The sequence below is a fragment of the Streptomyces roseicoloratus genome (genome assembly GCF_004117935.1).
In the GTDB taxonomy this organism is placed as follows: Bacteria; Actinomycetota; Actinomycetes; order Streptomycetales; family Streptomycetaceae; genus Streptomyces; species Streptomyces roseicoloratus.
Genome location: NZ_SDOY01000008.1, coordinates 1 through 25,321, shown reverse-complemented (window position 1 = coordinate 25,321; position 25,321 = coordinate 1). Strand labels below are relative to the sequence as shown.

The 25,321-nt window shown below is 73.2% G+C and carries 17 protein-coding genes and 2 pseudogenes; 12 read left to right on the top strand and 7 right to left on the bottom strand.

Translation table 11 applies throughout. The features are described from left to right. The 3 genes and pseudogenes from ESG85_RS34795 to ESG85_RS00755 all read left to right on the top strand — a co-directional run. Positions 1–672 (top strand): annotated as a pseudogene (locus tag ESG85_RS34795) (serine/threonine protein kinase); the annotation flags it as partial. Between the two features lie 104 nt (positions 673–776). Continuing rightward, positions 777–2,417 carry a succinic semialdehyde dehydrogenase gene (locus ESG85_RS00760; RefSeq protein WP_128976045.1) on the top strand — a complete coding sequence of 547 codons (1,641 nt, stop codon included), beginning with the start codon at positions 777–779 and terminating at the stop codon, positions 2,415–2,417. Positions 2,418–2,495: 78 nt separating this feature from the next. After that, positions 2,496–4,346, top strand: coding sequence for a GMC family oxidoreductase (locus ESG85_RS00755; RefSeq protein ID WP_128976044.1), 1,851 nt, complete (start codon positions 2,496–2,498; stop codon positions 4,344–4,346). Positions 4,347–5,076: 730 nt separating this feature from the next. On the opposite strand, the gene ESG85_RS00750 is transcribed toward ESG85_RS00755, so the two are convergent. Continuing rightward, positions 5,077–5,412 carry a chorismate mutase gene (locus tag ESG85_RS00750; RefSeq protein ID WP_128976043.1) on the bottom strand — a complete coding sequence of 112 codons (336 nt, stop codon included), beginning with the start codon at positions 5,410–5,412 and terminating at the stop codon, positions 5,077–5,079. A 405-nt stretch (positions 5,413–5,817) separates the two neighbouring features. Between ESG85_RS00750 and guaA the strand changes: the two genes are divergently transcribed. From guaA to ESG85_RS00730, 4 genes are all read left to right on the top strand, one after another. After that, a complete protein-coding gene (gene guaA / locus ESG85_RS00745; protein WP_128976042.1) occupies positions 5,818–7,410 on the top strand; it encodes a glutamine-hydrolyzing GMP synthase in 1,593 nt (530 codons plus the stop codon). A gap of 271 nt (positions 7,411–7,681) precedes the next feature. Then, entirely contained in the window at positions 7,682–8,494 is an 813-nt protein-coding gene (locus ESG85_RS00740) for a class II aldolase/adducin family protein (RefSeq protein WP_128976041.1), read from the top strand. A gap of 149 nt (positions 8,495–8,643) precedes the next feature. Further along, positions 8,644–9,882 (top strand): hypothetical protein, encoded by a 1,239-nt coding sequence (locus tag ESG85_RS00735; protein WP_128976040.1) that lies wholly within the window; start codon positions 8,644–8,646, stop codon positions 9,880–9,882. Between the two features lie 203 nt (positions 9,883–10,085). Beyond that, positions 10,086–10,727, top strand: coding sequence for a DoxX family protein (locus ESG85_RS00730; protein ID WP_246094745.1), 642 nt, complete (start codon positions 10,086–10,088; stop codon positions 10,725–10,727). A 615-nt stretch (positions 10,728–11,342) separates the two neighbouring features. On the opposite strand, the pseudogene ESG85_RS00720 reads toward ESG85_RS00730, so the two are convergent. Further along, positions 11,343–12,560, bottom strand: a pseudogene (locus ESG85_RS00720) (PspC domain-containing protein); the annotation flags it as partial. A gap of 156 nt (positions 12,561–12,716) precedes the next feature. Here ESG85_RS00720 and ESG85_RS00715 point away from each other — a divergent pair. Both ESG85_RS00715 and ESG85_RS00710 read left to right on the top strand, forming a co-directional pair. After that, on the top strand, positions 12,717–13,985 hold the full coding sequence (locus tag ESG85_RS00715) for an ATP-binding protein (protein ID WP_128976038.1): 1,269 nt from the start codon (positions 12,717–12,719) through the stop codon (positions 13,983–13,985). Then, entirely contained in the window at positions 13,982–14,689 is a 708-nt protein-coding gene (locus tag ESG85_RS00710) for a LuxR C-terminal-related transcriptional regulator (protein ID WP_128976037.1), read from the top strand. The genes ESG85_RS00715 and ESG85_RS00710 overlap by 4 nt, the downstream gene beginning before the upstream one ends. 34 nt (positions 14,690–14,723) lie before the next feature. On the opposite strand, the gene ESG85_RS00705 is transcribed toward ESG85_RS00710, so the two are convergent. Continuing rightward, a complete protein-coding gene (locus tag ESG85_RS00705) occupies positions 14,724–15,803 on the bottom strand; it encodes a C40 family peptidase (protein WP_128976036.1) in 1,080 nt (359 codons plus the stop codon). A gap of 343 nt (positions 15,804–16,146) precedes the next feature. Between ESG85_RS00705 and ESG85_RS00700 the strand changes: the two genes are divergently transcribed. Further along, on the top strand, positions 16,147–16,500 hold the full coding sequence (locus tag ESG85_RS00700) for a hypothetical protein (RefSeq protein WP_128976035.1): 354 nt from the start codon (positions 16,147–16,149) through the stop codon (positions 16,498–16,500). Positions 16,501–16,743: 243 nt separating this feature from the next. Here ESG85_RS00700 and ESG85_RS00690 read toward each other — a convergent pair whose 3' ends face one another. Further along, positions 16,744–17,889, bottom strand: a complete 1,146-nt coding sequence (locus ESG85_RS00690; protein WP_128976034.1) for a C40 family peptidase — start codon at positions 17,887–17,889, stop codon at positions 16,744–16,746. Positions 17,890–18,170: 281 nt separating this feature from the next. On the opposite strand from ESG85_RS00690, the gene pcrA reads away from it, so the two are divergent. Continuing rightward, positions 18,171–20,621 (top strand): DNA helicase PcrA, encoded by a 2,451-nt coding sequence (gene pcrA, locus ESG85_RS00685; protein WP_128976033.1) that lies wholly within the window; start codon positions 18,171–18,173, stop codon positions 20,619–20,621. Positions 20,622–20,736: 115 nt separating this feature from the next. Here pcrA and ESG85_RS00680 read toward each other — a convergent pair whose 3' ends face one another. Together ESG85_RS00680 and ESG85_RS00675 are read right to left on the bottom strand one after the other, a co-directional pair. Then, the gene (locus ESG85_RS00680) at positions 20,737–22,254 is read right to left on the bottom strand and encodes a M23 family metallopeptidase (RefSeq protein WP_128976032.1); all 1,518 of its coding nucleotides are present in this window, start codon (positions 22,252–22,254) and stop codon (positions 20,737–20,739) included. Positions 22,255–22,600: 346 nt separating this feature from the next. Beyond that, positions 22,601–23,407 carry an esterase/lipase family protein gene (locus tag ESG85_RS00675; RefSeq protein WP_128976031.1) on the bottom strand — a complete coding sequence of 269 codons (807 nt, stop codon included), beginning with the start codon at positions 23,405–23,407 and terminating at the stop codon, positions 22,601–22,603. A gap of 162 nt (positions 23,408–23,569) precedes the next feature. Between ESG85_RS00675 and icmB the strand changes: the two genes are divergently transcribed. Continuing rightward, entirely contained in the window at positions 23,570–23,977 is a 408-nt protein-coding gene (icmB, locus tag ESG85_RS00670) for a coenzyme B12-dependent isobutyryl CoA mutase small subunit (protein WP_128976030.1), read from the top strand. 39 nt (positions 23,978–24,016) lie between these two features. Here icmB and ESG85_RS00665 read toward each other — a convergent pair. Further along, positions 24,017–25,321 (bottom strand): DUF5691 domain-containing protein (locus ESG85_RS00665; RefSeq protein WP_128976029.1); only part of this gene is annotated, 1,305 nt, incomplete at its 5' end.

Here is a 25,321-nt window from a genome sequence, read left to right as displayed (position 1 = left end):
CTGCTCGCGGCCGTCGTCGCCGGTCTGCTCGCGGGCGGCGCGGTCTTCGCCGCGATGACCCACATGGGCGGCTCGGGCGCCCAGGGCAACGGCACGTCCGCCACCCAGGGCCAGGGCCAGGGCCAGGGCGCGGGCAAGGACGGCGGCAAGGACGGCGGCAAGGACGGCAAGGACGGCAAGGACGGCAAGGATCAGGCCAAGGGCTCCGTCCCGGCCGGCTGGCACCGGGTCGAGGACCCGGAGGGGTTCAGCCTGGTCGTCCCCGACGGCTGGAAGCGGATGGAGGACGGCGACCAGATCGACTACACCCCGGACAACGGCAAGCACCGGATCCGGATCAGCATCGACCCGTCGCCGGACTTCGAGAACCCGTACATGCACCTGCTCGACCTGGAGAAGATCGTGGCCAGGCGGGCGCAGTACCAGCGGATCAGGCTGACCCAGAACACCTTCCGCGACCAGGTCAACTCCGCCGTCTGGGAGTTCACCTGGATCGAGAAGCAGACCTTCCCCGGGCCGCGCCGCGCGATCGACCAGGTCTACTACGGCGACGACGGCACCGAATACGCGCTGTACATGGCCTCACCGGTGGAGACCTGGGAGCGGACGCGTGAGCAGTTCGACATCGTGAAGAAGTACTGGAGGGCGCCCGGTGACCCCGTAAGCCCCTGATCAGGGCTTATGTGCCAGCGAACACTGGCGCGGTTGTGAGTGGTGGGTGAAAACGCGTTACCGACGGGTACCCAAAGCGCGGAATGCGCCCTACCCTCGCCCTCATGACGGACTCGCAGGCACTCGCCACCACGGCCCCGGTCGCCGCCGCGACCACCCTCGGCACCAATCCCGTCGCGCCCGCGCCCGCCGGGGCGCGCACCGCCGCCGACGTGGTCACGCCCGCGCTGGTCGCCCGCCTCACCCGCGGTGTCGCGGGCTCCGGCCGTACCGCCAACCACACCCCCTTCACCGGGGACAAGCTGGCGGACCTGCCCGAGTCCACGCCCGAGGACGTCGCCTCCGCCTTCGACCGCGCCCGCGCCGCCCAGAGCGCCTGGGCCGCGACGCCCGTCCGGGCCCGGGCGGCCGTGCTGCTGCGCTTCCACGACCTGGTCCTCCAGCGGCAGGGCGAGATCCTCGACCTGATCCAGCTGGAGACCGGCAAGGCGCGCCTGCACGCCCACGAGGAGGTCCTGTCGGTCGCCGTCGCCGCCCGCCACTACGGCCGCAAGGCGCCCGCCTATCTCCGCGCCAAGCGCCACACCGGCGTCGTCCCGACCCTCACCAAGGTCACCGAGCTGCGCCAGCCGCGCGGCGTCGTCGGCCAGATCGCGCCCTGGAACTACCCGCTGGAGCTGTCCGTCGGCGACGCCCTGCCCGCCTTCGTCGCGGGCAACGCGGTCGTCATGAAGCCCGACACCGAGACCGCGCTCACCGCGCTGTGGGCCCGCGACCTGCTCATCGAGGCCGGACTGCCCGCCGAGGTCTTCCAGGTCGTCATCGGCGAGGGCCCGGTCGTCGGCCCCGAGGTCGTCCGGCACGCCGACTACGTGTCCTTCACCGGCTCCACCCGGACCGGCCGCGAGGTCGCCCAGGGCGCCGCCGCCCGTCTCGTCGGCGTCACGCTGGAGCTCGGCGGCAAGAACGCCATGCTGGTGCTCGAGGACGCCGACATCGAGAAGGCCGCGGCCGGCGCCGTCCGCGCCTGCTTCTCCTCCGCGGGCCAGCTGTGCATCTCCATCGAGCGCCTCTACGTGCACGAGTCGGTCGCCGACGCCTTCGTCGAGCGCTTCGCCGCCCGCACCAAGGCGATGAGGCTCGGCAACTCCCTCGCCTACGGCGCCGACATGGGCTCCCTGGTCGGCGAGCGCCAGCTGGAGACCGTCACCCGGCACGTCGAGGAGGCCGTCGCCAAGGGCGCCAAGGTCGTCGCCGGCGGCGTCGCCCGCCCCGACATCGGCCCGCTGTTCTACGAGCCGACCATCCTCGACGGCGTCCAGGCCCCGATGGCGGTCTGTACCGAGGAGACCTTCGGCCCGGTCGTCTCGATCTACCGCTTCTCCGACGAGGACGAGGTCGTCGAACTGGCCAACGCCACCCCGTACGGCCTGAACTCCTCCGTCTGGACCCGTGACTCCCGCCGCGGTCACGCCGTCGCCCGCCGGCTGCGTACCGGAACCGTCAACATCAACGAGGGCTACGCGCCCGCGTACGGCAGCGTCCGCGCCCCGATGGGCGGCATGAAGGACTCCGGCCTCGGCCGGCGGCACGGCTCCGAGGGCATCCTCAAGTTCACCGAGGCCCAGACCGTCGCCCAGCAGCGGCTGATTCCGCTCGCGCCGTCCTTCGGGATGGACGACGAGAAGTACGCGGCCTTCATGAGCGCGTCCCTGAAGGCGATGAAGGCCCTGCGCCTGCGCTGACCCCCCGCCCCGCCCCGCCCCCCGGCCTCGCCGCCCCGCACCCGATTTCGCAGCATCCTTTCTCGTACGAGGAGAGCCATGACCGCGGTACCCCCTGCCCAGAATCAGGCCGAGGACGGCGCGTACGACGAGGACGGTTCGTACGACGACGACCACGACTGCGACTACGACGTCGTCGTCGTCGGCTCCGGCTTCGGAGGCTCGGTCACGGCTCTCCGCCTCACCGAGAAGGGCTACCGGGTCGGCGTCCTGGAGGCCGGCCGCCGCTACACCCGCGAGACCCTGCCGAAGAACTCCTGGGACCTGAAGAAGTTCCTGTGGGCGCCCGCCCTCGGCCTCTACGGCATCCAGCGCATCCACCTGCTCGGCAACGTCATGGTGCTCGCGGGCGCCGGCGTCGGCGGCGGCTCCCTCAACTACGCCAACACCCTCTACGAGCCGCTGGCGCCGTTCTTCGACGACCCGCAGTGGAAGGACATCACCGACTGGCGCGCCGAGCTCGCCCCGTACTACGACCAGGCCAAGCGGATGCTCGGCGTCCGGCTCAACCCGACCATGACGCCGTCCGACGTGCACCTGAAGGCCACCGCCCAGGCGATGGGCATCGGCGACACCTTCCACATGGCGCCGGTCGGCGTCTTCTTCGGCGACGGCTCCGACGCCGACGGCTCGGAGAAGGCGCGGGCGAAGCCGGGCGGAGAGGTCGCCGACCCGTACTTCGGCGGCGCGGGCCCCTCCCGCAAGGCCTGCACCGAGTGCGGCGAGTGCATGACCGGCTGCCGGCACGGCGCCAAGAACACCCTCAACGAGAACTACCTCTACCTCGCCGAGAAGGCCGGCGCCGTCGTCCACCCGATGACCACGGTCGTCGCCGTCACCGAGGACGCGCGCGGCGGCTACGCCGTGAAGACGCTGCCCACCGACAACCGGAAGAAGGGCGCGGGCCGCACCTTCACCGCCCGTCGGGTGGTGCTCGCGGCCGGCACCTACGGCACGCAGACGCTGCTGCACCGGATGAAGGACACCGGCCTGCTGCCCGGGATCTCCCGCCGCCTCGGCGAGCTCACCCGCACCAACTCCGAGGCCCTCGTCGGCTCGCAGACCACCGACCGCCGCTACCGCAAGCGGCACGGCAAGGACCGCGTCGACTTCACCAAGGGCGTGGCGATCACCTCGTCCATCCACCCGGACGAGAACACCCACATCGAGCCGGTCCGCTACGGCAAGGGCTCCAACTCCATGGGCGGCATGACCGTCCTCCAGGTGCCCTACGGCGCGCACCGGGTCCGCAGGTGGTTCCTCGAGATCCTCAAGCACCCCGCGCTCGCCGCGCGCTCGCTGTCCAACCGCCGCTGGTCGGAGCGCACCATCATCGGCCTGGTCATGCAGTCCCTGGACAACTCGCTGACCACCTACCGCAAGCCCGGCGGCCTCGGGAAGGGCCTGCTCACCGCCCGTCAGGGCCACGGCGCGCCCAACCCGACCCAGATCCAGGCCGCGACCCGCGCCGCCTCCCTGATGGCCGAGGAGATCAACGGCTTCGCCGGCTCCAACATCGGCGAGCTCATGGGCACCCCGCTCACCGCCCACTTCCTCGGCGGCTGCCCGATCGGCGCGGACGCGGACGCCGGCGTGATCGACCCGTACCACCGCCTCTACGGCCACCCGGGCATCTCCGTCGTCGACGGCGCGGCGGTCTCCGCCAACCTCGGCGTCAACCCGTCGCTGACGATCACGGCACAGGCCGAGCGCGCCATGTCCTTCTGGCCCAACAAGGGCGAGGAGGACCGGCGCCCGCGCCAGGGCGAGGCCTACGTCCGGCTGGCGCCGGTCGAGCCGAAGTCGCCCGCGGTCCCGGCGGAGGCCTTCGGCGCGCTGCGGCTGCCGTTCCTGGGGATGCCGGCGGTCCCGCCGAAGAAGAAGGGCTGAGAAGGGCTGGAGAAGGGCGGAAGGGCGGAGGAGAGCGGAGAAGGGCGGAGGAGAGCGGAGGAGAGCGGAGAAGGGCGGAGGAGAGCGGAGGAGAGCGGGGAAGGGCTGAGAACCGCCGGGGGAGCCCGGGCGCCGTGCGGGCGTCGACGGGTGACCCGGAGAGGTTCCAGAAAAGCGGAAAGGGCGCTGCACCCCCCTCCGAGTGCAGCGCCCCTCCAGCTTCTGGGTGGTGCTGCATAGATGACCGGTGACCTGGGGGATTGGTTGTAGCCCTCTCACGAGATCTTTATGTGACGCGCGTCACGTCTCACGGGGGCGGGCAACGCAGAGGCCCCGCGGCGCGATTCCGGTCGCGCGCGGGGCCCTGGGGGGAATGCGGGGAGTGCGGGGGCACGGGGGTGGGGAGGAGGGACGGTGGGGTCGACGGGAGTCTCTGGTCGTTCGGCCGGTTGCGGTCGGCCCCGGGCGTCCCCGGGACCGACCGCCCTTTCTGGGTGACCGGGCTGCTGTCCCCTGCCGTCCGGTCACACGCGCTGGGGCGAGGTCCCACGACGCACCAGAGATGCGTCACACGCCCCAGCGAAGCCACGCGTGGTCTTTAACTCGGGCCCGCCCCTGGCTGGCACGGACATCACGACCAACGAACCGGCTCGGCGCGCGGTCACGCGCCGTACGGGTGAGGGTGCGACCGAACTCGGGTACGGGACGGCACTCACACGCGCGCCGGCCGTCAGATGCGGCCGCGGCAGAGTTCGAGCATCGTCATCGCGAGCGCCGTGCCCGGCTTGCCCAGCGCGTCGCGGTAGTGGCCGAGGACCTCCATCTCGCGCGCCAGGTTCACCCGGCGGCCGCCGGAGGAGATCCGGGCCTCCTGGATGACGGCCGAGACGGCCATCCGTTCCTGGATCAGACCGATGATCCGGTCGTCGAGCGCGTCGATGCGCTCCCGGGCGTCACCGATCACGGCCGCGGCCTCGTCGGTGCGGGCGCCGGTCTTCTCGATCCGGGTCGTGGCGGCCGGGGCGGCGGCGGCCGGGGCGGCGGCGGTCGGGGTCGTGGCGGTCATGCGGGGCTCCTCGTGTCGGTTCGCGGATCTCGGTGATCTCGGTGATCTGTGATCCCGGCGGTCGCGGTGGTCTCGGGATGCCCCGGGGCGGTGCGGCCCGGGAAACGCCAGGCGCCCCGGGCCTTGTCGGCCCGGGGCGCCTGGGAAGTCGCTTGTCAGTTGCTCAAGCAGCACGACCATGGCAGCCGGTGGGCCGGTTGCCATAGGTAAAGACGAAGGTCTGGTGCTTGCGCATGGGCACAGTATGGACCCGGCCGAGCGGGCCGGACCAACCGGGTTCGGATGGTGAGACGAAGGCCACGTCGCTTCGGATGGTGAGACGAATCGCGCCACCGGCGCGCCGGTAGAATCGACAAATAACCCCCCTGTCGGGGGAACCGCTCCTACCGCCGGAAGGCCGCCGTAGTGTCATCAGCGCCCCCCGCTGCCGCGCCCGACGTCACCAACCCGGACGTAGTCCTCGTTGTCGACTTCGGCGCCCAGTACGCCCAGCTCATCGCCCGTCGCGTCCGTGAGGCGCGGGTCTACAGCGAGATCGTCCCGTCCACCATGCCGGTGGCCGAGATGCTGGCCAAGAACCCCAAGGCGATCATCCTCTCCGGCGGCCCCTCCTCGGTGTACGCCGAGGGAGCCCCGCGGCTCGACCGCGCGATCTTCGAGGCCGGCGTCCCGGTCTTCGGCATGTGCTACGGCTTCCAGCTGATGGCGACCACCCTCGGCGGCACCGTCGACAACACGGGCGCCCGTGAGTACGGCCGTACGCCGCTGCACGTCAGCAAGGCCGGGTCGACCCTCTTCGAGGGCACGCCGGTCGAGCAGTCCGTGTGGATGTCGCACGGCGACGCCTGCTCCGCCGCGCCCGAGGGCTTCACCGTCACCGCGTCCACCGACGTCGTGCCGGTCGCCGCCTTCGAGAACGACGAGAAGAAGCTCTACGGCGTCCAGTACCACCCCGAGGTGCTGCACTCCACGCACGGCCAGCAGATCCTGGAGCACTTCCTCTACCGCGGCGCCGGCATCGAGCCCACCTGGACCACCGGCAACGTCATCGAGGAGCAGGTCGCGGCCATCCGCGCCCAGGTCGGCGACAAGCGCGCCATCTGCGGTCTGTCCGGCGGCGTCGACTCCGCCGTGGCCGCCGCGCTCGTGCAGAAGGCCATCGGCTCGCAGCTCACCTGCGTCTACGTCGACCACGGCCTGATGCGCAAGGGCGAGACCGAGCAGGTCGAGAAGGACTTCGTGGCCGCCACCGGCGCCAACCTGAAGGTCGTCGACGCGCAGGAGCGGTTCCTCGACGCGCTCGCCGGCGTCTCCGACCCGGAGACCAAGCGCAAGATCATCGGCCGGGAGTTCATCCGCGTCTTCGAGCAGGCGCAGCTGGAGATCCTCCAGGAGGAGGGCCCCGAGGTCGCGTTCCTCGTCCAGGGCACCCTCTACCCGGACATCGTCGAGTCCGGCGGCGGCACCGGCACCGCCAACATCAAGTCGCACCACAACGTGGGCGGCCTCCCCGACGACATCGAGTTCGAGCTCGTCGAGCCGCTGCGCCAGCTGTTCAAGGACGAGGTGCGCATGGTCGGCCAGGAGCTCGGCCTGCCCGACGAGATCGTCCAGCGCCAGCCGTTCCCCGGCCCCGGCCTCGGCATCCGCATCGTCGGCGAGGTCACCAAGGAGCGCCTGGACCTGCTGCGCGAGGCCGACGCCATCGCCCGCGAGGAGCTGACGGCCGCCGGTCTCGACCGCGAGATCTGGCAGTGCCCGGTCGTGCTGCTCGCCGACGTCCGCTCCGTCGGCGTCCAGGGCGACGGCCGCACCTACGGCCACCCGATCGTGCTGCGCCCGGTGTCCTCCGAGGACGCCATGACCGCCGACTGGTCGCGGCTGCCGTACGAGGTGCTCGCCCGCATCTCGACCCGCATCACCAACGAGGTCGCCGACGTCAACCGCGTCGTCCTCGACGTGACGAGCAAGCCGCCGGGCACCATCGAGTGGGAGTGACCCCACCCGTACGCCGCCGAGGCCGCCGTCCCCTTCAGGGGGCCGGCGGCTTCGCCGTAGGTGGGCCCTTGGGAAGGCGGTGACGCTTGGCGACGGCGCCCGCCGGTGGGCCCGTCGGCGGGTTCGGCCGTGGTGACCGGCCGTGGCGCCCGTCGGTGGTGACCGGCCGTGGCGCCCGTCGGTGGTGACCGGCCGTGGCGCCCGTCGGTGGCGTGGCGCATTTCCGTACGGGATCTGGTGAGTTGACCTGGCGGGCGTTACCTTCCCGCGCATGAGCGAGATACCGGCGCCCGTCCCGGCCCCCGCCCCGGCCCCCGTGCCCGTCGACCAGCTGCACTTCGCGATGCCGCCCGTCCACGCGACGGCCGCGGAGGAGCGCGCCCACCGCAAGCAACGGCTCGCCGCCGCGCTCCGGGTCTTCGGCCGGTTCGGTTACGAGGAGGGCGTGTCCGGGCACATCACCGCCCGCGACCCCGAGCACCCCGACTGCTTCTGGGTGAACCCCTTCGGCGCTCCCTTCGGCGGGCTGACCGCGAGCGATCTGATCCTGGTCAACGGGGACGGCCAGGTCGTGTACGGCGCCGATCACGTCAACCAGGCCGCGTTCACCGTGCACGCCCAGGTCCACCGGGCCCGGCCCGACGTGGTGGCCGTCGCCCACACCCACTCCCCGCACGGGCGGGCACTGGCCGCGCTCGGCGAACTGATCGACCCGATCACCCAGGAGGCCTGCGCCTTCTACCAGGACCACGCCCTCTACGACGCCTACACCGGAGTCACGGTCGACCCCGAGGAGGGCCGGCGGATCGCGGTCGCGCTCGGCTCCTTCAAGGCGATCGTGCTGCGCAACCACGGGCTGCTCACGGTCGGTTCGTCGGTCGACGCGGCCGCCTGGTGGTTCATCGCCATGGAGCGGTGCGCCCAGGTGCAGCTGACCGCCCGGGCCGCGGGCAAGCCGGTGCTCATCGACCACCGGGACGCCGTCGCCACCCGGGAACAGCTCGGCAACGACCTGGTGGCATGGATCAACTACCAGCCACTGTGGCGGCGGATCAGCCGCACGGATCCCGAACTCCTGTCGTAGAACACGTCTTTCCGTCAATGTGATGACTCTTCAATCACCCTCGCGTGAGGGTCGCCGGACCCCGCTCGCGGCACGGTGTGCGGAACAATTCCCAAGAATCGAAAGCCAGTTGACCGAACCAGTTGAGCGAACGGGAAGGGGGCGGCGCAGTGGCGGTGCAAGTAGCGAGACAGTGCGGGGCGGACGCGGAGGGCGGCGGCTGCCCGCACTGCGGACGCTCCGGCCACCGGCGCGCCGTCGCCGCCTTCCTCGCCCGGCGTGACGAACTGGCCGCCGGGCACGGCGTGCCCGCGGCGCTCGCCCACTCGCCCGTCGCCTCCCGCCAGTGGGTCTCCGACGAACTCGCCCAGTCCGCCCGCACCGTCACCACCCGCGACCTCGAGGCCGGCGCGGCCCGGCACGGCCGGGTGTACCGCGGCACCCTCGCCGCCGTGTGGGGCGGCGTCCTCGCCCTGCTCCTCGGGCAGGCGCTCACGGCCCTCGGCGGCGGCTGGACCGGCACCCGCACCGCGGGGCTCGCCGCCGCCGTCCTGCTCGCCGGTGCCCTGACCGCCGCGGCCCGGCTGCACCGCGACCGGGGCGGGGTCCTGGCCCCGCTCCTCGGCGAGGACAACCGGCTCTCCACCTCCCGCACCGTCGCCGCTGGCTGGCTCCTGCTCGCCGTCTTCGCCGTACTCCACCTCTCTTTCCTCCTGGCGGGCGGCGCGACCTCCGTGGACCTGGGACTGCGGCGCGGCGCCGGGCTCCTCGTGGTGCTGCTCCTGGTCGGCTGGAGCGCCGTGACCGCCCGGCTGATCGTGGCGCTGCGGGTGGCCGCCCGGCGGCTGCAGAAGGTCCGCGCCGACCGGCCGCGCCCGGCCGACCTGCTGTGCGACGACGACGGCCGGGCCGACCTCACCGACGTCCAGTACGTACTCGTCTCCGCCGCCGTCCTCGTCGTCGCGGCCGTCCGGCTGTGCCGCGCCCCGGACCGGCTGCCCGAGCTGCCCTGGGCGCTCGTGCTGCTCGTCGCCGTCTCGGCGACCTGCCTGCTCGCCGGGAAGAGCGTCCAGGGCGGGCGGCCCAAGATCTTCTCGGTCGTCCGGGCCCGCGAGGCCGGCGACCTCGACGCACCGATCCGCACCGGCGACGACATCGAGATCCGCGGCAGCGGCTTCGTCCCGCCGGGAGCGGCCGCGCCCGAACCGCTGACCCGGCTCGTCGTCCGGATCGGCCCCGTCCACGCCCACGTCCCGCTCGTCCCCGTGCCGGGCGGCTTCGCCAACCCGACCGACACCACCCTCACCGTCCCGCTCCCGGCGGACGTGGAACCGGGCCGGGTGGACGTGTCGGTGGTGACGGCCGCCGGAGTCGAGACCAACCGCGTCACCATCGACGTCCTCGACTGACCCGGACGCCACCGACGCCTCGACCGGTCCGGCCGCCACCGACGCCTCGACCGGTCCGGCCGCCACCGATGTCCTCGACCGGTCCGGACCCGGCCGGCGCCCCTCGGGGGAGCACACTCCCCGTCCCGGGAATGTCCTCGCACAGGGAATCCGAGGAGAATCATTCCCGGGAGACGGGCACGGGGCACGAGAGGCGGCCGGACATGACGGGACGTACGGACAGAACCACGGGCGGCGAGGGCTCCGGCTCCGGGGACCGGCCGGGCGGCACCGGCGGCACCGGCGGCACCGGCGGCACCGGCGGCACCGGCGGTACCGGCGGTACCGGCGGTACCGGGGGGGCGGGTGGCGCCGGCGGGGCGGGTCGTTTCGGCGGGCTCGACGGCTGGAAGGCCCTCGCCACCCGTTACGCGCTCGTCCCCCTGCGGATCTTCCTCGGGGTCACCTTCATCTACGCCGGTCTCGACAAGCTGACCGACTCCTCCTTCCTGGCGGACACCGGACCCGAGTCCATCGGCGAGATCATGCGGGGCGTCCGCGACACCTCGGCGATCCCCGCCCTCGTCGACCTGGCCCTGAAGAGCCCGGTCGGCTTCGGCTACGCCATCGCGCTCGGCGAGCTCGTCGTCGGCCTCGGCACCCTGTTCGGACTCTTCGCCCGGGTCGCCGCGCTCGGCGGCGCGCTGATCTCGCTCAGCCTGTGGCTGACCGTCAGCTGGCAGGTGCAGCCGTACTACTACGGCAACGACCTCGCCTACCTCATGGCCTGGCTGCCGCTGCTGCTCGCCGGTGCTCCCGTGCTCTCGCTGGACGCTCTCCTCGCCGACCGCCGGCGTATGAGATAGGCCGACCAGGAGACGAGGGCGGCGAGGACGAGACCTCCGCAGAGGACCGGCACCACCACGTACCAGGCGGTGGACCAGGCGCCTGCCGCGTCTCCCAGGAACAGGGCCGCGAGGGCCAGGGCGGCCAGGCCCAGGACCATCCGGCCCGGGCGGAACTCATGCAGCAGCACGGACGACCTCCACCTGTCCGAGACCGACCTCGAGGAAGAGGTCGACGGTGCCGCCCGGTGTGACTCCGGGAGGCGGAACGAGCGTCCGGGTCTCGTCGAGATCCGGCGCGATGTCGATGTCACCCGCCGGCTCCGCCGTCGGCTCGGGCGGCGCGAGCGTCGGCGGGACGGGCGGAGCGACGGTCGGCGCGGCGGGCGTGACCGGGGCAGACGCCGCGGGCAGGGCGACGGCCACCGTTGGCGCGACGTCCACCGCCGGCCCGTCCGAGGACCGCGCGGGCGGCACCGGTGTCCCCGGGGCCGCAGGGGCGGTCGGTGCCGACAGGGCGGTCGGGGCCGCCGGGGCCGAGGGAGCGGTCGGGGCCGTCGGGGCGGCCGGGGCCGCCGGGGCCGAGGGAGCGGTCGGGGCCGTCGGGGCGGCCGGGGCGGCCGGGGGACGGGCCACGTGCTCCGGGGGCAGCATCAGGTCGCCGAGGCCCACGCGGGCGCGCAGCGTCACCGTGGCGTTCCGCGGCACGATCACCTTCACCTTGCCCGCGCCGATCCCCACCCGTGTCGAGACTGTCGTCCCGGCCGGGACGACGAGGTGGGACAGGTCCAGGGTGCCGACGCCGGTGCCCAGCTCGTACTGCGGCTGCACCGCCGCGACCGTCGCCGGGCGCCAGGTCTCCCGCGCCCAGACCGTGGAGATCTCCTTCGGCAGCGCCGAGGCGACCGTGAGCAGGCCCGCGGTGAGGACCATGAGGCAGAGCGTCCCGAATCCGGTGCGCCCGAGGAAACTGCTGACCAGCAGGCCCAGACCGATCACACCGAGCGCGGCCGCCAGACCGATCTGCAGGCTCGTGCCCAGCGGATGCCCCTCCCACGACAGGCCCGTGCCCAGTCCGCCCGCCAGCAGGGCGAGCAGGAAGACCAGTCCGCCGACGGACACCGGCCGGCTGTCGGTCCGGACGGACGGCACCGGGCGGACGGGGTCGTCGACCGGCGTCCCCCACTGTCCGCCGGGCTTGGGCACCTCACCGTTGACCTTGCCGTCCCTGTCGACGATCCCGTGCGGGCCCCACAGGTAGCCGATGGCCACCTTGCCGGTGGAGCCGTCCTTGACGATCGGGTCCCGCCACCACGACGGCCGCTCCACCAGCAGCGGCGGCGCCTTGGTCTCCGGCGGCGCCTCCGCGACCGCGAGCGCCGCGGCCGGGTCTATCCGGCCGCCCTCCTCGGCCGTCGCGGCGACCGCGGGCCGCCGCCGCGACCAGACCGCCGCGCCGCTCACGCCGAGCGTGAGGACGAGGGCGAAGGCCATCGTCCCGCCGTTGCGCAGCATCGAGAGGAAGATCCCGCTGCCCACCAGCGCCATCAGCACCGCGGACAGCGACGAGCCCGAGACCCGGCCGGTGAGCAGCCTGCGACCCTCGTTCTCCTCCTCGTCCGCGAGCGGGACCGCCAGCCACGCGAAGCCGTAGAAGATCAGCCCTATGCCGCCCGTCGCCGCGAGCACGCCCAGCGCGACGCGGAAGATCACCGGGTCCAGGTCGAAGTACCGGCCGAGGCCGCCGCACACGCCGGCCACGACCTTCTGTCCGCGCGAGCGGCGCAGCGGCGGGGCGGAGCGGGCCTCCGCCGGCGGCGGGGCCTCGTGCTGCGAGGGCGTCGAACTCGTCATGGGTCCATGGTGACCGCCCGTGACGCCCCGCGGCACCGGGATCGACCCTGCCTTGACCCTGATCTTCCGCGGCGTGTCGACCCCGAGACGGTTCCGGGGCCGATATCCGGGCCGACCCTGATGTCCGGGGGCGGCCGGACGTGTGACGATCGGTACATGTCCGCAGCCGCTCGTGTCACCGACCTCGACGAACCGCCCGTGCGCAGGCTCTACCGGAGCGCCGACGGCCGGTGGCTCGGCGGTGTCGCCCGCGGCCTCGCCGGGCACCTCGGCCTGCCCGTGATCTGGGTGCGCGCGTTCTTCGTCGCGCTCATGCTCGCGGACGGGCTCGGCGCGCTGCTGTACGCGGTGTTCTGGATCGTCGTCCCGCTCGGCGTCGGCGGCCGCTCCGCGCCCCGCCCGGTCTTCGAGACCATGCCGGACGGCAGCAAGCGGCTCCGCAAGCCCGACCGCGGCCAGGTCTTCGCGCTGATCGCGCTCGCGATCGGCGTGTCCGTCTTCGTCGGCAACGTCAACGTCGACCGGCAGGCCGGCCGCTACGTCTGGCCCTCCCTGCTGATCGGCGTCGGCGTCGTCCTCGTCTGGCGGCAGGCCGACAACGCGCGGCGGGCCAGCTGGACCGATCCCGGCCGCAGGCGCCGCGTCCTCCAGCTGGTGCGCGGCCTCGTCGGCGTCGCCCTGGTCGGCACCGGCCTCGCCGTCTTCATCGTGGTCCGCGGCTCGGTCGCCCAGCTCGGCACGGCCCTGACCGCCGCCGTCGCGGTGCTCACCGGCATAGCCCTGCTCGCCGGGCCCTGGCTGGTGCGGATGTCGCAGGACCTCAGCGAGGAACGGACGCTGCGCATCCGCGCCCAGGAGCGCGCCGAGGTCGCCGCCCACGTCCACGACTCCGTGCTGCACACCCTCACCCTGATCCAGCGCAATGCCGAGGACCCCGGCGAGGTCCGCCGGCTCGCCCGCGCCCAGGAGCGGGAGCTGCGGAACTGGCTGTACAGGCCGGAGGGCACCGGCAAGGACGAGGACGAGGAGCCGGCCACGCTCGCCGAGGCCGTCAAGCGGTCCGCGGCCGAGGTGGAGGACAAGCACGGCGTCCCGCTGGAGGTCGTGGTCGTCGGCGACTGCCCGCTCGACGAGAAACTGGGCGCGCAGATGCAGGCCGCGCGCGAGGCGATGGTCAACGCCGCGAAGTACGGTGGCGAGGGCGGCCCGGTCCAGGTCTACGCAGAGGTGGACGGCCGCACGGTCTTCGTGTCCGTGCGGGACCGCGGCCCCGGATTCGACCTGGACGCGGTACCGGACGACCGCATGGGCGTACGAGAATCGATCATCGGCCGGATGCAGCGCAACGGCGGATCGGCGCGGCTGAGGGCCGTGCCGGGCGGGGGCACCGAAGTGGAGCTGGAGATGGAGAGGGCGGACGGATGAGCGACGAGACCGTGACCGGAAGCGGGGAGGCGCGGGACGCGGAGCGCCGGGTGCGCGTCGTGCTCGTCGACGACCACCGGATGTTCCGTGCGGGCGTGCAGGCCGAGATCGGCCGGACGGACGTCACGGGCGTCGAGGTGGTCGGCGAGGCCGCCGACGTGGACCAGGCGGTCACCGTGATCACCGCGACCCGCCCCGAGGTCGTCCTCCTCGACGTCCACCTGCCGGGCGGCGGCGGTGTCGAGGTGCTGCGCCGGTGCGCAGGACTGATGGCGGCGGCCGAGGATCCGGTCCGTTTCCTGGCGCTGTCGGTCTCCGACGCCGCCGAGGACGTGATCGGGGTGATCCGGGGCGGCGCCCGAGGCTATGTCACCAAGACCATCACCGGCACCGACCTGGTCGACTCGATCTTCCGGGTCCAGGAGGGCGACGCCGTCTTCTCCCCGCGCCTGGCCGGCTTCGTCCTCGACGCCTTCGCCTCGACGGACGCCCCGCCCGTGGACGAGGACCTGGACCGGCTCACCCAGCGGGAGCGCGAGGTGCTGCGGCTGATCGCCCGGGGCTACGCGTACAAGGAGATCGCCAAGCAGCTGTACATCTCGGTGAAGACGGTCGAGTCCCATGTCTCGGCGGTGCTGCGCAAGCTCCAGCTGTCCAACCGCCACGAGCTGACCCGCTGGGCGACCGCCCGCCGCCTGGTGTAGCGCCCCGGCCCGCCCCCGGCCCGTGTCCGGCCGGTCAGCCGACCCGGGTGGCGCCCGCGAAGGGCATCTCGTCGATCGGGGCGATCCGCACCGGCGCGCCCGGGCGGGGTGCGTGGATCATCTGCCCGCCGCCGATGTAGAGGCCGACGTGGCTGATGCCGGAGTAGAAGAAGACCAGGTCGCCCGGGGCCAGTTCGGAGCGGGAGACCCGGCGGCCGGCGTTGATCTGGGTGTACGTGGTGCGCGGCAGCGAGACGCCGGCCGCGCGCCACGACGCCTGGGTGAGACCCGAGCAGTCGTAGGCGGACGGCCCGGTCGCGCCCCACACGTACGGCTTGCCGATCTGCGCCCGGGCGAAGGCGATGGCCGCGGCGGCCCGCCCGGTCGCCGGTCCGATCGGACCGCGGACCGAGGCGGCGGCCCGGTCGGCCCGGTCGGACGCCGTCGCACCGCCCGCGCCGTCGTGACTCCCGGCGGCCACGGCCGCGTCGTAGCGGGCCCGTTCCTCGGCGGTGAGCCGGGCGAGCAGGGTCCGGGCGGCGTTCAGCCTGCCCTGGACGGCGGCCTTCTGCCGCCGCAGCTCCGTCTCGTGCGCGGTCAGCTCGCGCAGCCGGCCCTCCGACCGGGCGCGGAGCTGCCGTACGGCGGCGAGCTCACGCCGTACGGCGGTGACGGCGGCGGCCTGCCGGTCCCCGGCCTTCTCGGCGAGCGCGGCCCGCTCCAGGTACTGGTCCGGGTCCGAGGTCAGCGCGAGCTGGATCGCCGGGTCGAGCCCGCCGGAGCGGTACTGCGCGGCGGCGACGGCGCCGAGGGCGTCGCGGGAGCGGTTGAGCCGCTCGGTCCTGCGGGCGGCCTCGTCGCGCAGGCGGTCGAACGCGGCCCGCGCCGTGTCCGCCCGCTCCTTCGCCCCGTTGTACTTCTCGGTGGCGACCTCGGCCTCCTCGTAGAGCCGGTCGACCTCGGCCTTGACCTGCGCGGGGGTGGGTCTGGGCGCGGCGTGGCCGGATCCCTCGAAGACGGTCGCGGTGGCCGCGGAGGCGAGGGCGAGGGTGGCGGCGGTGCGGACGGCCTGGCCGCCGAACGGGGACTGCCTGGGCTTGCGGTGTGCTGCCACGAGGGCGGGTCACATCCTCTCCCTGTGGGGGACGCTGCCCGCCGGGGCCGGAGACGGCCCGCACAGGGGAGACGGGCCGCCGCCGGTTTCCTCGGCGGGGGCGGCCGGCAGCCGCCGGGGTGCGGCGGTGGTGGGGAGCCGGCCACCTGGGGGAGGACGCTAAACCCGGCCGCTGTGCGGAGGCCGTCGTTGACCGCTATTGGCGCGGGATGACACGACGGGACCGTTCCCGTTCGGCCGGGGCGATGCCGGGACGGCCCTTCCGGCAGCCCGCTGACCGATGCGCGGGAGAAGGTGGACCCGGCCCGGGGCCGGTGCTATGGCCCCGGTTAGGCTCCGCCATATGGACGTCCTCATTCATGTCTTCGTCGCCCTGCACATCATCGGAATCGGCGCGCTGCTCGGCGGGTTCCTCACCCAGATGAAGGCGATGGGTGCCGGCACGGCCCGCTTCACCCCGGCGATGCTGCACGGCGCCCTGACCATGCTCGTCACGGGCATCGCCCTGGTCGGCATACACCAGGCCGAGGGGCACACGGTCGACCACGTCAAGATCGGTGTGAAGCTCGCGATCCTGGTCGTCATCCTCGGCCTGGTCTACGTCAAGCGCGACGAGGAGAAGGTCGACAAGGCCCTCTTCGGCGCGGTCGGCGGCCTGACCATGGCGAACATCTTCATCGCCACCCTCTGGGTCTGACGCCGACCAGCCGACCAGCCGACCGGCCGACCAGCCGACCGGCCGACCGGCCGACCAGCCGACCGACCGGCCGACCGGCCGACCAGCCGACCGACCGGCCGGCTGCCGCCCGCCGGCCGAGGATGGCGACCGGCCGACCCGCTGGCAGCCACCCGCCGGCCGACGACCGGCCGACCAGCCGGTAGCCGCCCCGCCGTCCCGCCGCCCGCCGACCGCCGGCCATCCCCCCAGCCGGCCGTCGGCTCAGGCCGGGCGCACGCTGCCGTAGATCGGCATGTAGTAGATCGACTCCTCGCGCACGTAGGCGCCCGGCTTCGGCGCGTGGATCATCCTGCCGTCGCCGATGTAGATGCCCACGTGACTGATGTCGTCGTAGAAGAAGACGAGGTCGCCGGGGAGCAGGTCGGCCGTGGCGACCCGGGTGCCGACCTTCACCTGGTCCCAGGTGGTGCGGGGCAGGTCGACGTCCGCCGCGCGCCAGGAGGCCTGGGTGAGGCCGGAGCAGTCGTACGAGCTGGGGCCGGTCGCGCCCCAGACGTACGGCTTGCCGATCTGGGCCCGGGCGAAGGCCAGCGCCTCGGCGGCCTTCGCCGCGTAAGAGGAGCCGCCGGTCGGCGGTGGCGTGGTGGGCGTGGGCGTCGGGGCGGGCGTGGGCCTGGTCGCCTCCCGGCGCCGGCGCTCGGCCTCCGCCTTCGCCCGCTCCTCCGCCTTGCGCCGGGCCTCGGCCTCCCGCTTGCGCTCCAGTTCCGCGAGCCGGGCCTTCTCCTCCGCCGTCAGCCGCGCGAGCAGCGTGCGGGCCTCCGCGAGCTTGCGCTGCACGGTCCGCTTGCTCGCGCTCAGCTCCTTCTGCGAGGCGGTCAGCTCGGTGAGCCGCCGGGTGGCCTCGGTCCGCTGCTTCGCCGCGGCCGCGCGGCGGTTCTCGTACTCCGCGACCGCCGTGCGCTGCCGCTCGGAGAGCCGGTCCATGAGGTGGGTCTGGTCGAAGTAGTCCTGCGGGCTGTCCGCGAAGATCAGGGTCGCGGTCGGGCCGACCGCGCCCGCCCGGTACTGGGCCGCGGCGTACGAGCCGAGGGCGCGGCGCGCGGTGTTGATCTCCTCGGTGCGCCGGGCCATGTCGTCGAGGATCCGGTCGACCTCGCGCCGCTTGCGGTCGGTGGCCTCCTTGGCGCGGTCGTACTCCTGGGTGGCCACGCCGGCCTCCCGGTACAGCCGGTCGACCTTCTTCTGGATCTCCTCGACCGTCGGCTTGGGCGCAGGCGCCGTGGGCGCCGCCTGGGCGCTCTGCCCGGACAGCAGCGTGACGGAGGCGAGCGCGGCCGTCGTGACGCCGACGGCGGGGGAGTGGGGGCGGGTGGTGCGCGGCTTGCGATGGGTCGCCAAGGCCGGCATCTCCTTCCGTGGACGCCGGCCTGCGGGCCCAAGTGGCGTGGGGCGGAGCCCGGTTCGGCGTGGGCTGCCCGCTCGGCGTTGTTCGCCGACGGTGGAGAGCGGTAGGGGACGGGCTGCTTGGGCGAGCACGCTAGCGAGCGCCGGGACGCCTGGGAAGGCCGGTGCGCCTTATGTCCGATACATTTTCGTGACCTGAAGCGGAGCGTCGCCCTCCGTGAGTTCACGGTCACTTCGGGGGACGGGAGCGGACTGTCAGTCCGGCGTCCTAGACTCGTGAGGCGATGAGCAACAGCCTCTTTGACGACAGCTTCCTGGCGAGCCTCCAGAACCACTCCTCGGAGGAGCCTCCGCCCCTGCCCGAGGACGAGCACGGCGCCCCGGCCGCGGAGGAGGTTCCGCACGACCTCTTCGGGGACCACTTCGACGCGCCCCCGGCCGACCGGGACACGTACTACCGCGACGGCGCCCACCGGCCCGTCGTGGACGCCGCCGCGCTCCTGGACGGGCTGAACGAGCAGCAGCGCGCCGCCGTCGTCCACACCGGCTCCCCGCTGCTCATCGTCGCGGGCGCCGGCTCCGGCAAGACCCGGGTGCTCACCCACCGCATCGCCCACCTCCTGGCCACCCGGCACGTCCACCCCGGCCAGATACTGGCGATCACCTTCACCAACAAGGCCGCCGGCGAGATGAAGGAGCGGGTCGAGCAGCTCGTCGGCCCGCGCGCCAACGCCATGTGGGTCTCCACCTTCCACAGCGCCTGCGTGCGCATCCTGCGCCGGGAGAGCAAGAAGCTCGGCTTCACGTCCTCCTTCTCGATCTACGACGCCGCCGACTCCAAGCGGCTCATGGCGCTGGTCTGCCGCGACCTGGACCTCGACCCGAAGAAGTTCCCGCCGAAGTCCTTCAGCGCCAAGATCTCCAACCTGAAGAACGAGCTGATCGACGAGGAGACCTTCGCCGACCAGGCCGCCGACGGTTTCGAGAAGACGCTCGCCGAGGCCTACCGGATGTACCAGGCCCGTCTGCGCGAGGCCAACGCGCTGGACTTCGACGACATCATCATGACGACGGTCCACCTGCTCCAGGCCTTCCCGGACGTCGCCGAGCACTACCGCCGCCGCTTCCGCCACGTCCTGGTCGACGAGTACCAGGACACCAACCACGCCCAGTACACCCTCGTCCGCGAGCTCGTCGGCACCGGCTACGAGGACCTCGCCCCGGCCGAGCTGTGCGTCGTCGGCGACGCCGACCAGTCGATCTACGCCTTCCGCGGCGCGACCATCCGCAACATCCTCCAGTTCGAGGAGGACTACCCGGACGCGACCACGATCCTCCTGGAGCAGAACTACCGCTCCACCCAGACGATCCTGTCCGCCGCCAACGCCGTCATCGAGCGCAACGAGTCCCGCCGCCCGAAGAACCTGTGGACGAACGCGGGCGCCGGCGCGCAGATCACCGGCTACGTCGCCGACACCGAGCACGACGAGGCCCAGTTCGTCGCCGACGAGATCGACCGGCTCACCGACGCGGGCGACGCCAAGGCCGGCGACGTCGCCGTCTTCTACCGGACCAACGCCCAGTCCCGCGTCTTCGAAGAGATCTTCATCCGCGTCGGACTTCCCTACAAGGTCGTCGGCGGCGTGCGCTTCTACGAGCGCAAGGAGGTCCGCGACGTCCTCGCCTACCTGCGCGTCCTCGCCAACCCCGAGGACAACGTGCCGCTGCGCCGCATCCTCAACGTGCCCAAGCGGGGCATCGGCGAGCGCGCCGAGGCGATGATCGACGCTCTCGCGCTCCGCGAGCGGATCACCTTCCCGCAGGCCCTCAGGCGGGTCGACGAGGCGTACGGCATGGCGGCCCGCTCCGCCAACGCCGTCAAGCGCTTCAACACCCTCATGGAGGAGCTGCGCACCATCGTCGACTCGGGCGCCGGACCCGCCGTGGTCCTGGAGGCCGTGCTCGAACGGACCGGCTACCTCGCAGAGTTGCAGGCCTCCACCGACCCGCAGGACGAGACCCGCATCGAGAACCTCCAGGAACTCGCCGCCGTTGCCCTGGAGTTCGAGCAGGAGCGCGGTGAAGAGGGCGGCTCGCTCGCCGAGTTCCTGGAGCAGGTCGCGCTCGTCGCCGACTCCGACCAGATCCCCGACGAGGACGAGGAGGGCGCCGGCGTCATCACGCTGATGACCCTCCACACCGCCAAGGGCCTGGAGTTCCCGGTCGTCTTCCTGACCGGCATGGAGGACGGCGTCTTCCCGCACATGCGCGCCCTCGGCCAGACCAAGGAGCTGGAGGAGGAGCGGCGCCTGGCGTACGTGGGCATCACCCGCGCCCGCGAGCGCCTCTACCTGACCCGCTCCGCGATGCGCAGCGCCTGGGGCCAGCCCTCGTACAACCCGGCCTCGCGCTTCCTGGAGGAGATCCCGCCCGCGTACCTGGACTGGAAGCGGACCGGCCCGATGGCCAAGCCCGCCGGGCCGACCTCGGGCATCACCTCGTCGCTGTCCTCCTCCCGCTCCCGCTCCGGCCCCTCGGGCTTCGCCACCCGGCGTACGACCGACAAGCCGGTGATCACCCTCCAGGTCGGCGACCGGGTCACCCACGACCAGTTCGGCCTCGGCACCGTCATGGCGGTGCAGGGCGCGGGCGCCGACGCACAGGCGACGATCGACTTCGGCGACGAGAAGCCGAAGCGCCTGCTGCTGCGGTACGCGCCGGTGGAGAAGCTGTAGCCGAGGCCGTCGTCGGGCCGTAGGCGCGCGGACGCAACGGGAGGGGCCCCGGCCGATACGGCCGGGGCCCCTCTGCGGTGTCCGTGACGCGGAGCCGGTCGCTCGCGTGCGCGGCTCAGCTGGTCGGGTCGAGACCGTGGCTGCGGAGCCAGGCCAGCGGGTCGATCGCCGAGCCGCCGCCGGGCCGGACCTCGAAGTGGAGGTGCGGGCCGGTGGAGTTGCCCGAGTTGCCGGAGTACGCGATGACCTCGCCGGCCTTGACCTTGCCGGAGCGGATCTTGGTGCTGCTGAGGTGGCAGTACCAGGTCTCGGTGCCGTCCGGGGCGGTCACGATCGCCATGTTGCCGTAGGCGCTGTTCCACTGGGTGCGGACGGTGCCGTCGGTCGCGGCCATCACGGGCGTGCCGTACTGGACGGGGAAGTCGATGCCGGTGTGCACGGACATCCAGTTGACGCCGGACTGGCCGTAGCGGGCGCTGAGCTGGTGCAGCTTCACCGGGAGCATGAACTTGGGGCGCAGGGCCTCGCGGCGGGCCGCCTCCTCCTCGCGCTTCTTCTTCTCCGCCTCCTGGCGCAGCTTCAGGTCGATGCGCTCCTGGGTGCGGCTCGCGCGGTCGCCGAAGTCGCGGGCGTCGGCGCTGAGCGCGGCGAGCTGGGTGTCCAGCTTGCTGTTGGCGGCGACCTGCTTCACGGAGGCGGGGTCGGCGGCGGCGAGGGAGGTCGTGTCGTCCTTGGTGTCGGCGGCGCCGTCGGTGAGGCCGCTCACGGAGGCGGCGGCGATGCCGGCGACGCCCATCACGCAGGCGGAGGGGACGGCGACCGTGAGGAGCGCGGAGCGCTTCGCGGGCGTACGGCGCCGGCCGCGGCTGCCGCCGGAGCGCCGCACGGGGCGGGCGGGGAGCTCGGCGCCCGGGGCCGTCGCACGGTCCGCGTCGAGCTCGGTGGTGTCGAGCTCCAGGGCGACCATGGTCTCGGCGTCGTGGAAGGTGTCGGCCGCCCGCTCCGGCTCGTCGTAGGCCGTGTCGTAGGCGCCGCCGTCGTACGCCGTGTCCTGGGCGTAGCCGCCGTCGGCGTCGTACGACGAGCTCGGGTACTCGGTGGTGGCGAACTCCGGCGCGGAGAAGTCGCCGCCGGAGAACTCGGCCGTGGAGAACTCCGCGGTGGAGTACTGCGCCGTCTGGTCCGGGCTGTACTGGTGCGGGACGACCGGCTCGGGTGCGACCTGGTTCCAGGCGGTGGCGTCGTAGGCGCCGGTCTCGTAGCCCGCCGGAGTCGTCCACTGGCCGGTGCCCGTGGAGTCGTACGAGGTGAACTGCGCCGCGACCTCGTACGGGCCGGCCTGCTGGGCCTCGGTCCAGGCGGTGGCGTCCCACTGGCCGGTGGCCGTGTACGAGCCGTAGGAGCCGGTGTCCCACTGGGCCTGACCGCCGTGGTCGGCGGTGGCGTAGCCGCTCTGCTCGGCGTACCCGGTGTGGCCGCCGTATCCGGCGCTGTAGTCGGCGTAACCGTTCTGCTGGCTCTGACCTGCGTCGTAACCGGCGTCGTAGGTGCCGAACAGCGGGTCGACGGCGAAGCTGCCCGTGGTCTGGGTGGCGTCCGTGACGTACCCGGCGTGGGGGTGCTGGTCGTTCACCAACTTCTCTCTCGCCTCGGCAGCAGGGGGTCAAGCAGTGGCGTGACTGTACCCGGCGGTACGCGCGGCGGACAATCTTCGGAGGGTTTCGAGCCGCCAGGAAACGGGCAATCGGCCGCCTTTCGGCGGGTTGTGGGGAGAGCCTTGGCTCTGTGTTCGAAGAACGTTCGAAGAACGGAAACGCTCTGGCGGGCCCTCGGGCGCCCGGGGCCGTGGTCGTCACGGCGGGTCGTGGCCGGGGCAGGACAGAGGTAGGGGCAGAGGCGGGGCAGGGGGCAGGGGTAGGGGCGGGGTCGTGGCCGCGGCCGTGGTCGTCGGGTGGTCGAGGCGGCGGTCGGCGTGGTCGTCAGGCGACCGAGGCCGTGCCCGCCGAACCGTCCGGCGCGTCCTCGGCCGGCGTGTCGTCGTCCAGGGCGTGGAGGATGCCGGACGCGACCGTGGGATGCACCGGCAGCGCGAGGTGCCCGATGCCGCTGACGCGCACGTTGCGGACGATCAGGTCCGGGTGGTCCAGCCGGGCCGTCTCCACCGGGACCATCACCTGGTCCAGATCGCTCCAGAAGCTCACGAAACGGGTGCGGCAGCCGGGTGCCGGGCCCGCGAGCTCGCGCAGCACCTCGGAACCGGGCCGCATCTGGCGCACCAGTGGATGGGCGTCCGCCACGGCCAGCGGCACGAAGGTGGTGCCCGAGTGCGGCGTGCCCAGCATGACGAGCGTGCGCACCCGGGCGTCACCGCCCAGGCGCTGGACGTAGTAGCGGGCGATGAGCCCGCCGAGGCTGTGCCCCACGAGGTCGACCTCGGTGTGGCCGGTGCGGTCGAGCAGCTCCGTCACCCGGCGGCCGAGCAGCTCGGCGGCGGCGCGCAGGTCGCAGGTGAGCGGGGAGTAGTTGAGCGCCTCGACGCTGTCACGGCCGTGCCGGGCGAGGGCGCGGCGCAGCAGGACGAAGACCGAGCGGTTGTCGACGAAGCCGTGCAGCAGCACCACGGGACGGGCGCCCGCGCGGGGGCCGTCGCCCTCGGGGGCGGGAGGCGCGACGCGACGTTCGCCCACGAGCCCGGAGGGGTAGAGAACCAGATGTCCCGCGAGGACGGCGAGCTCCAGGGCGGTGGCCTTCATCCGGTCGGCGAACGCGGTGGGGAGGAACTCCATCGCCGACCTCCGTCCGGTACGGCGGTGCGCCGGAGCGAACAATGTCCCACGTGTGATTTCCCCCTCGCTGTCCACCGCGAAACGGGCGCGTGCGGGATGCTGGCGATAACGTTCGTTCACCTCCCCGGCAACGAAGCGCGGGGGTCGCATGTGGAGGCAGTGATGGGTGTGACCGGTCCGATCCGCGTGGTGGTCGCCAAGCCGGGTCTCGACGGCCACGATCGCGGGGCCAAGGTGATCGCTCGCGCGCTGCGCGACGCCGGTATGGAGGTCATCTACACCGGGCTCCACCAGACGCCCGAGCAGATCGTGGACACCGCCATCCAGGAGGACGCCGACGCCATCGGTCTGTCGATCCTCTCGGGTGCGCACAACACGCTGTTCGTGAAGGTGCTCGAGCTCCTCAAGGAGCGCGACGCGGAGGACATCAAGGTCTTCGGCGGCGGCATCATCCCGGACGCGGACATCGCCCCGCTGAAGGAGAAGGGCGTGGCGGCGATCTTCACGCCGGGCGCGACGACCGCCTCCATCGTGGACTGGGTCAACGCGAACGTGCGCGTGGCCGCCTGACCGTCGCCGTCCGGTGCGCACGGGCCGGGCCGGGCGGCTTCACGCTGCCCGGCCGCCGTCCTCGCCGGGGCACAGCTCCGCGTGCATCGCGGCCCGGAGCTCCAGGGTGGACACCAGGCGCTGGAAGGCCTCGGACCAGTAGCCGGCGGCGCCCGGGGACGCGTCCTCCGGTTCGGCGGACAGGGCGGTGAGGGCCGCCAGCTGGGGAGCCGCGGCCGGGGACAGACAGCGCTCGGCGAGGCCCATCACCCCACTGAAGCTCCACGGGTAGCTGCCCGCGTCGCGTGCGATGTCGAGGGCGTCGACGACCGCGCGGCCCAGCGGCTCCGCCCACGGCACCGCGCACACGCCGAGCAGCTGGAAGGCCTCCGACAGGCCGTGGGCCGCTATGAAGGACGCGACCCAGACCGCCCGCTCCTCGTCCGCGAGGACCGAGAGGAGCTGGGCCCGCTCGGCGAACGACGAGGTGCCGGGGCCGCCGGCCTGCGGGGCCGCCGGGGAGCCGAGCAGGGCGCGTGACCAGTCCGCGTTCCGCTGGCGGACCGCCGCGCGGCACCAGGCGGCGTGGAGCTCCGCCCGCCAGTCGTCCGTGACCGGCAGGGCGACGATCTCCTCGGCGCCGCGCCCGCCGAACCGCGCGGCCCAGCAGTCCAGCGGCGCCGCCTCCACCACCTGGCCCAGCCACCACGCCCGCTCGCCGCGACCGGAGGGCGGCGTGGGGACCACCCCGTCGTGCCGCATGCCCGCGTCGCACTCGTGCGGCGCCTCCACGACGATCGTCTCCGCCCCCTGCGTACGGTCCAGGGACACGCACGACGCGGCCCGCTCGGCCATCCGCGCCGCGAGCGCCGACGCCGGAAGCGCGGAGAGCAGTTCGGCCGCCGTCGCGCGGACGTTCCGGCTGCGGTCGGACAGGGCCGCTTCCAGGAACTCCTCGTCCGCCGGGCCGAGCCCCGCCCGCAGCGAGTCCAGGAACATCAGCCGGTCCTCGGCCCGCTCCGTGCCCCAGGTCGAGGCGAGCAGGGCCCGGCCCCGCGCCGGGTCGCCGGCCCGTACGGCGGCGAGCAGCGCGACCCGCTCGGCGAACAGGCCCTCCTCCCACAGCGCCAGGACCGCGTCCCCGTCCGCCGGGTCGGGCAGCGCGCCTCCCGCACCGCCGCCGGCCGCTCCGCGCAGCGCGAACCTCCACTCCGGGTTCAGCCGGGCCAGCCACAGTCCGCGCGGCCCGGCGAAGGCCAGCGCCTGGGGGCGCAGGTCGGTGCGGGCACGGGCGGCGTCGAGCAGCGCGGGCAGCGCGGCGGCGGGCGCGCGGTAGCCCTGCTCCTCGGCGGCGGCAAGCCACTG